This window comes from Polynucleobacter sp. Tro8-14-1 (assembly GCF_018881655.1).
In the GTDB taxonomy this organism is placed as follows: Bacteria; Pseudomonadota; Gammaproteobacteria; order Burkholderiales; family Burkholderiaceae; genus Polynucleobacter.
Genome location: NZ_JACVPX010000006.1, coordinates 189,409 through 197,167, shown reverse-complemented (window position 1 = coordinate 197,167; position 7,759 = coordinate 189,409). Strand labels below are relative to the sequence as shown.

Sequence of the window (7,759 nt, the reverse complement as noted above, 5' to 3'; positions counted from 1 at the left end):
CAACCTTAAACGAGTGATGAACATCATGGGTAGCAGCAATCTAATGAAGGCGATGGCGACATAAGGCGAAAGCCTTACTCAATCCGTAATAAACAGGCCTGAGTAACGCCTCTACGAGGCGTTACTAAAAAATCACAAATTACCAAAACAGAATTGTTGGCTCAACCAGAAGCGTTTGATTTAAGGCCAAAACCCGTGTACACGCTTTAAATCTAAATCAATGGAAGTATTTTGGGTTTTTACACAGCCTCGACCCTAAGCAGACCTTGGTAAGCAATCACTGTTTACTGCAAACCGTTGTAAAGCAATAGTGAATTAAGAGTGGTGTACGAAGCCGAATTCTTACCAGCTGCAGGCAAAACCAAAGTATTTAAAGTGGTGACAGCTACCGCCCCAGCAATATCCATAGCAGACCCTTGGGCTTGAATAGCAGTTAAAGCAGTGGCTGCCGTTCCCAGGTCAGCTATTTTTTGAGTTACTGTTAAGTCTGTATTAAAACTTGTAACTAGAGTATTGAATGAACTATCGGGAATATAGCTGGCGCCATTGACCGTTCGTGTTGTGCCATCAATTGCCGACAGCAGCTTATTTACACCAGATCCGCCAGTCATGATTGCGGTTACCGCGTATGCGCCACCAGCATCACGAAATGCTTTAGCAGCCGTATCGTAGCCAGCAATATCCGTTTGAACCCAAGCATTTGAAGATGCAACTGAAGTTGCAAAGTTATTGACCCAGGTAATTTGCCCAGTAGTGCTGCTATAGACTGGAGAGTTAATGGCTAAGGTATCGATATTTTTAATATCAACAGAAAGCGTTAAATTGATGGCAGCTTGATCTAATAAGCCAGTTGCTACGGGATCAGCTAAAGCAAACGCTGTTCCTACAGCTTTAAATGCATTGACTACACCAAGCAAGTTGGTTAATGCTGGTACAACAGCTACTGAAGCTGGCGCCACAAAGGTAAATGCGGTTGGTGGCGCTGCAAATGCGAGAGCTGAAATTGTAAGTAGCGAGGCTACAAGGATTTTTTTCATTGGTACTTTCTTAAGGATTCAATATTTCTCTAGGGTCATTGGCCGTTTTAGCTTTACCACCTGATGTTGTTGGCGCAATTTCGACCGCCTTCTCCGGTAAACCGGGTGAGGTTTGTACTCTCCTGGCCATGATGCGCACTTCTTTATTGGCCTTGATGAGTTTTTCTTCAAGATCAACGGTTGATTCGCCCATCTCTTTTGCATCATCAAACTCAGCTTGCAAGTTAGCTAGCCGATCTTTAGATACTTGTAGATAAACTGATGGACTTGAAGTTCTAATGGCTTTTTCAATATCCTTGTTTTGCAGCATCATCACTACAGCCGCATTACCAAAACCCAAGGCTGCCATCCTCTGACTATTCTTTAATAAGACACAGTTGTCGTCCACATAAGTGCCGCCGCCTGCAAGCCCTAACCCCAAGATCGATCCGGATGCAGATACAGAGCCAAGACAGACATCGCTACCGGCAGCTGTTAAGCCCGGAGCATACATAGTAGGAACTGAGTAAACTTTTGCCGTGGTAGTTCCCGGATTATTGCTATTCACGTTGCCATACCCACCAGTCACATTAGTCGAATTTTGTTGGGTGCCAATATTGCTACCCAACAAATTAGATTGCCCGCCGCCAACTAAAGTATTGGTTGCGCCAGCTCCCGTAGAGTTGACGTCGTTGGATGTCTGGCCTGATGCCGATGTAATAAATAAGGCCAAAATAAGTAAAAAAAGTAAGCGGATAAATCTCTCCATTTTTTAAGCGCAACTTGCGCCCATAGAGCGGCCATCAACTGGACACTTTAATTAACATAACTAATAAGGATTGCATCTTGCCTGCTATAGCTGCAGCTAGGATGTTTAATAGAAGCCCACGAAGAATCGCTGGCTAATGAAGTGCATTAGCAGCAGTTATTTAATAAACTAGTTCTGGAGGGGTGAGACCTGCTCTAATTCGCTAGAGAGGACGACTGTTACGTAGGGTTAAGAAAATCAAGCGCCCTAACAGTTGTTAGCCTTGACCTAGCCACACCTTACTCTTTTAATGACCAAATAGATACAACCTATTTTGTTGAAGGTTATAAAGGGTCAATGAGTGCCTCAATGGCTGTTTTGAGATTTAAAGCTTGGCCGAAAGCCGACCATCAGCACTAAAAGAAAAGCCATCCCACAGGATGGCTTTGGTAACAATTTTGGCAGTAAACAAGACTACTACTTACTTCTTGGCAGTATTAATACCTAGTATTGAATAAGCTGGGCAGTTACCAATCATTCCTGTGATGAGGGGAATGACGCCAATCCAAGCCCATGGACCAGTAATACCAAAACCAGCCAAGCCCATCAGCGTGATGCCGACAGTCATTCGTAGAACGCGATCAGTATGTCCGATATTGCATTTCATAAGAAGCCTTTCGTTTTACTTGGCAGCTTTAGCTAGGCGCTGTCTTAATGCCTCATATAAGCATACGCCACTTGCAACAGATACATTCAAGCTGGATACAACCCCCTGCATAGGGATGCGGACTAACTCATCACAGGTTTCTTTTGTGAGGCGACGCATTCCCTCGCCTTCAGCGCCCATCACGATTCCAATAGGACCTGTGAGATCAATGTCATAGATCGATTTTGTGGCTTCGTCATCGGTACCAATCAACCAAACACCCGCTTCCTGCATTTCTTTCATACTACGTACGAGGTTAGTCACCGTAATGACTGGCATCACTTCTGATGCACCACTAGAGACCTTGCTAACGGTGGCATTAACCGATGCAGAGCGATCTTTAGGAACTACTACAGCATCTACGCCCGCACCATCAGCTACACGCAAGCAAGCACCAAAGTTATGGGGATCGGTAATGCCATCCAAAACCAGAAATAATGGCTTTTTATGAGCACTCTCAGCATCTTCAACAACTTCAGTAACAGTACGTGCCACAGTCATTTTTTCAGCCAAGGCAACAACACCTTGGTGGCGATCATGGCCTGTCAACTTATGTAGACGTTCTGCATCGGCTGCGTGCAAACGCTCGCCGAGAATTTCTTCTGCTTGCTTTAAAAAATCTCCCATGCGTCTATCGCGACGACCGGAGTCAAAGTACACAGACTTCAAGCTATCTGGGTCAACCCGTAAACGCGCTTGCACTGCATGAAAACCTACTAATATTTGCTTCATCTTTTTTTCTTGATCTTATTGTTCTAATTAATCTTTATTTGCGGCGCGCTTTAGTACTGCGAACAGGAGGCTTGCTACCTGCAGGCTTACCGACTGACCTACCTGGCTTGGCGGATTTAGCACTCTTACGGGTAGCCTTGCTCTTAGACTGGTTGGCACCTAGAGTGCCAGCAGATTTAGCTGCATTGACATTAATACCGCTCGGCTTTTGCGGGGTCTTATTATCGGAGCGGCCCCTTTGAGGAGCGGCCTTTTTATTGGGCCTGCCAGTATCCGTTGCCAATAGCAATTGACGGCGATTAGAGGAGCCGCCTGGCTCTGCGCCAACTGATTTGACGAGACTAAATTCAATCTTGCGCGCATCCAAGTCAACCCGACTGACCAATACATGTAAACGATCACCTAAGCGATAGCGAATACCGGTACGCTCTCCACGCAATTCTTGGCGTGCCTCGTCATATTGGAAGTAATCTCCACCAAGCTCAGTGACATGAATCATGCCTTCAACAAAAAGATTCTCTAGCTGAATAAACAGTCCAAAGTTCGCAACCCCAGTGACTGTACCGGCATACTCCTGACCCAGATGATCGCGCATGAAGTAACACTTGAGCCAAGCCTCTACATCGCGTGATGCCTCATCGGCACGACGCTCGTTTGATGAGCAATGAACGCCCAATTGACCCCAGATTGGCAATGCTGCATTTGCGCCCTTAGGTGGCTTAGCGCCTTTAGCGACTCCGGCCTTGGCATCGCTTTGGGATTTCTTGGCATTGACTGCATTCTCACGGCCTTTACCCTTACGCGGCAAAGTTAAATTGAGCGGCACCAAAGGTGGCAATACAGGTACATATGGTTTTTTCTGGAGGATCGACTTGATCACTCGATGCGTCAGCAAATCAGGATAACGGCGGATTGGGCTTGTGAAATGGGAATACGCTGGATAAGCCAAGCCAAAATGGCCTTCGTTATCCGGTTGATACATTGCCTGCTGCATGGAGCGCAACACCACTGACTGCAGCATATTGGCGTCAGGTCGCTCTTTAATTTCACGCATCAATTTTGCGTAATCACGTGGCTTCGGCTTTTCACCACCCCCTAATGACAGGCCTGAGGTTCTCAGGACTTGGCGCAATGTCACCAACTTCTCTTCTGATGGCTCGCCATGCACACGATAGAGGCTGAGGTGTTTATTCTTATCAATGAAATCGGCCGCACAAACGTTGGCAGTCAACATACACTCTTCAATCAAGCGATGCGCATCATTGCGAAGGCGTGGCTCAATACGAAGTATCTTGCCAAGCTCATTGCTAATAATTTGCGTCTCGGTTGTTTCAAACTCAATAGCTCCCCGCTTCTCACGGGCAGCCAACAGAATCTTATAAAGAGAATAAAGATTGCCGAGCAATGGGCGGAACTGCGCAAAGCGTGTTGCCTCTGGACCCTTGCTATTGGAGAGAATTTCCCAAACAGTATCGTAAGTAAAACGCTGCGCCGAATGCATTACTGCTGGATAAAACTGGTAAGCCAAAACTATACCGTTGTTATCCACAACAGAATCACACACCATGCACAGTCGGTCTACACCCGGATTGAGCGAGCAAAGACCATTTGAGATCTTCTCAGGCAGCATTGGGATAACGCGCCTTGGGAAGTAGACTGAGGTAGCTCGTAATAAGCCCTCGTCATCCAACGGCTGACCTGGCTTCACATAATGAGACACATCTGCAATCGCCACAATCAGGCGCCAAGCCTTAGTCTGGCCGTACATAACGGGCTCGCAGTAAACGGCATCGTCAAAGTCTCGTGCATCAGCTCCGTCAATAGTGACCAAAGGCACATCACGTAAATCAACACGGCCTTCTAGATCGGATTGCTGAACTGTATCTGGTAATGCTGCAGCCTCTTTCATGGCAGCAGCAGAAAATTCATGGGGTACACCGTACTTACGCACAGCGATTTCGATTTCCATACCGGGATCGTCAATTTCGCCCAATACTTCAACTACACGTCCAACTGCCTGACGATAACTATCTGGGTAATCAATAATTTCAACACTAACAACCTGACCTAACTTGGCCTGCCCCTGACCTTTTGGCGGGATCAAAATGTCATGACCAATACGCTTATCTTCCGGCGCAACAATCAAAACACCGTTTTCATTTAAGAGACGACCGATCACTACTTTATTGGCGTGCAGAACTACCTCGACAATTTGCCCTTCTGGGCGACCGCGTCGATCCGTTCCTAATACTCTGACATTGACTCTGTCGCCATGCATGACGCGTGACATTTCTCTTTCCGATAGAAAGATATCTTCACCACCATCATCGGGAATGACAAATCCAAATCCATCTCGGTGCCCTTGAACTGTTCCTAAGCGGTCAGCCTCACGTGGCAACAAGTCTTTTGCTTTACGCATTTAATTCCTTCGGCAATACATGCCCTGTCTATATATCTAGTGATATCTATTTTTGTTATGAATAAGGCTACTGTATCAAACCACCAAGTCTGAAGGGGAAAAGCCAAATAGGGGTAGAAATGACCTCAAAACGCCCATCCCCCTATAATAAGGGTATGCCCAGGTGGCGAAATTGGTAGACGCACCAGCTTCAGGTGCTGGCGATCGTAAGGTTGTGGGGGTTCGAGTCCCTTCCTGGGCACCAAATACACCTACAAAGTCCTATATGGGGCCTAAAGTACCCTTTTTCAATAGACTCAGATTCCAAGCGTCCAAAGAAAAACCGCCCGAAGGCGGCTTCAAATCTAGGGTTCACTATCTTTAGTTTTTCTTAAATACCTGCTGACCATTTACCCACGTTTCATTTACTTCAATATCTCTAATCTTATAGGCATCAGTTTTCATTGGATTTTTATCCACGATGGCAAAGTCTGCGTACTTGCCCGCTTCTACTGAGCCAATCTTGTCATCCATCTTTAGCTGATAAGCAGCATCAATAGTGATCGCCTTTAAAGCATTATTTATAGATACTTTTTCATCTGCATTTAATACTTTTTGCGGGGCAACCTGCCAAAGTCGTGAAGCACCTTCCGAGGCATACTTTAATGGATGAATAGAGGAAACTGGGGAGTCGCTATGGTAGGCAAAATGCATACCGTTCTTAATCAAACTTGCGCTCGCATCAATTCGATTAGCCCTCTCAGGTCCAAGCAGATGATCATGAAATGCTTCACCCCAATAATCTGTATGGCCAATAGTGAAGCCAGGAACAACGCCTAGCTTTGCTGCTTTTGCAATTTGTGCCTGAGTGGGAACGGTGAAATGCTCAATTCTTAATCTAGTTTTAGCATCGCCTGGTTTGGTAACCAACTTCTGAAAAACATTGAGAGTCTGCTCAATCGATTTATCACCATTGGAATGCACAGAGATTTGCCAGCCTTGATCAAATCTTGGCTTGGCAAGATCATAGAGCTCTTGCTCAGTAAAGTTGAGAGTACCGGTATTTGTGGTTCCTGCAGGATATGCATATGGCTTTGTCATTGCACCTGTTAAGCCTTGATCTGAGCCATCCGCCACAATTTTCACCCCAATAACCTTAAAGACGTCATCACCCTGACCTGGCTTATAGCTATTGTTAGTCAGTGGATAAGCACCTGCATACATATAACCCCGCACGCGAACAGGAAGCTTACCGCTGTGGGTCATTGAGTCTAATAAAGCATATTCTTTATCTACGCCAAGGTATCCCCCAACAGTAATTTCTGCTGAAGTAGTGACGCCCTTCCTCACCATTTTCTGGCCAACCTTTTGAACGGCTTGCTCAATCATTTCTTGATTTGGAACAGGCATCTTGCTTAAAAACAAATAAAAGGCTGGCACCTCATAAATCACTCCTGTTAAATGCCCCTTACTATCTTTTAGCAACTGGCCACCCTTTGGATTTGGACTAGAGTCAGTTAGACCCGCAAGCTCCAAAGCCTTGTGATTAACATAAGCAATATGCATACTTTGGTTCATGACAAAAATTGGCTTTGTAGTGGATACCTTATCCAAGATATCGGCCGTCAATTCAGACATGAATGGCTCTGTCCTAGATGGATCCACTCCGAATGCGGTAATCCACTCCCCATCCTTAACATTCTTGCTAGACGTTTTCAGTTTTGCAACCAAACTATCCAAGGTGTCATGCGGCATCTCAAAGTTAGACATGTTCTGCCACAGCTCTTCTGAAAATGCCGTACCAAAAATATGCACATGAGGCTCAACCAAACCAGGCATTAATGTTTGACCATTTAAGTTAATGAGCTTGGTATCTTTTCCTTGCAGGGTCTTCACTTTGGATAAAGAGCCAACCTGAATGATTTTTCCACCCTGAATTGCTACAGCCTCAGCTGTGGGTTGGGCTTTATTCATAGTGACAATATCGCCACCATAGAAAATAGCATCCGCATTTCCACTTGCGATGGCTGATTGTGCAATCAAGCACATGGCTGTAAAGGTAATTTGATTTAAATGGCGCATTATTTAACCTTGGGATTTAGGGGGTGTTTCTTGTGAATTCTAACAGCGCAAAGACTGAAAATTGGCTATGCAGACTA

The 7,759-nt window shown here is 45.5% G+C and carries 6 protein-coding genes and 1 tRNA gene; 1 reads left to right on the top strand and 6 read right to left on the bottom strand.

Translation table 11 applies throughout. The annotated features are described in order from the left end of the window. Positions 1–284: 284 nt before the first annotated feature. The 5 genes from ICN34_RS08455 to rnr all read right to left on the bottom strand — a co-directional run bounded on the left by ICN34_RS08455 (position 285) and on the right by rnr (position 5,621). On the bottom strand, positions 285–1,037 hold the full coding sequence (locus ICN34_RS08455) for a hypothetical protein (RefSeq protein WP_216121979.1): 753 nt from the start codon (positions 1,035–1,037) through the stop codon (positions 285–287). Positions 1,038–1,047: 10 nt separating this feature from the next. Beyond that, entirely contained in the window at positions 1,048–1,785 is a 738-nt protein-coding gene (locus ICN34_RS08450) for a hypothetical protein (protein WP_216121977.1), read from the bottom strand. A 460-nt stretch (positions 1,786–2,245) separates the two neighbouring features. Further along, positions 2,246–2,431, bottom strand: coding sequence for a DUF2892 domain-containing protein (locus ICN34_RS08445; protein ID WP_072582189.1), 186 nt, complete (start codon positions 2,429–2,431; stop codon positions 2,246–2,248). A 15-nt stretch (positions 2,432–2,446) separates the two neighbouring features. Continuing rightward, a complete protein-coding gene (gene rlmB / locus ICN34_RS08440) occupies positions 2,447–3,202 on the bottom strand; it encodes a 23S rRNA (guanosine(2251)-2'-O)-methyltransferase RlmB (protein ID WP_216121975.1) in 756 nt (251 codons plus the stop codon). 34 nt (positions 3,203–3,236) lie between these two features. Continuing rightward, a complete protein-coding gene (gene rnr, locus ICN34_RS08435; RefSeq protein WP_216121973.1) occupies positions 3,237–5,621 on the bottom strand; it encodes a ribonuclease R in 2,385 nt (794 codons plus the stop codon). Positions 5,622–5,778: 157 nt separating this feature from the next. Between rnr and ICN34_RS08430 the strand changes: the two genes are divergently transcribed. Then, positions 5,779–5,865, top strand: a tRNA-Leu gene (locus ICN34_RS08430). Positions 5,866–5,981: 116 nt separating this feature from the next. Here the strand turns inward: ICN34_RS08430 and ICN34_RS08425 are convergent. After that, positions 5,982–7,682, bottom strand: coding sequence for an amidohydrolase (locus tag ICN34_RS08425; RefSeq protein WP_216121971.1), 1,701 nt, complete (start codon positions 7,680–7,682; stop codon positions 5,982–5,984). Between the last annotated feature and the right edge of the window lie 77 nt (positions 7,683–7,759).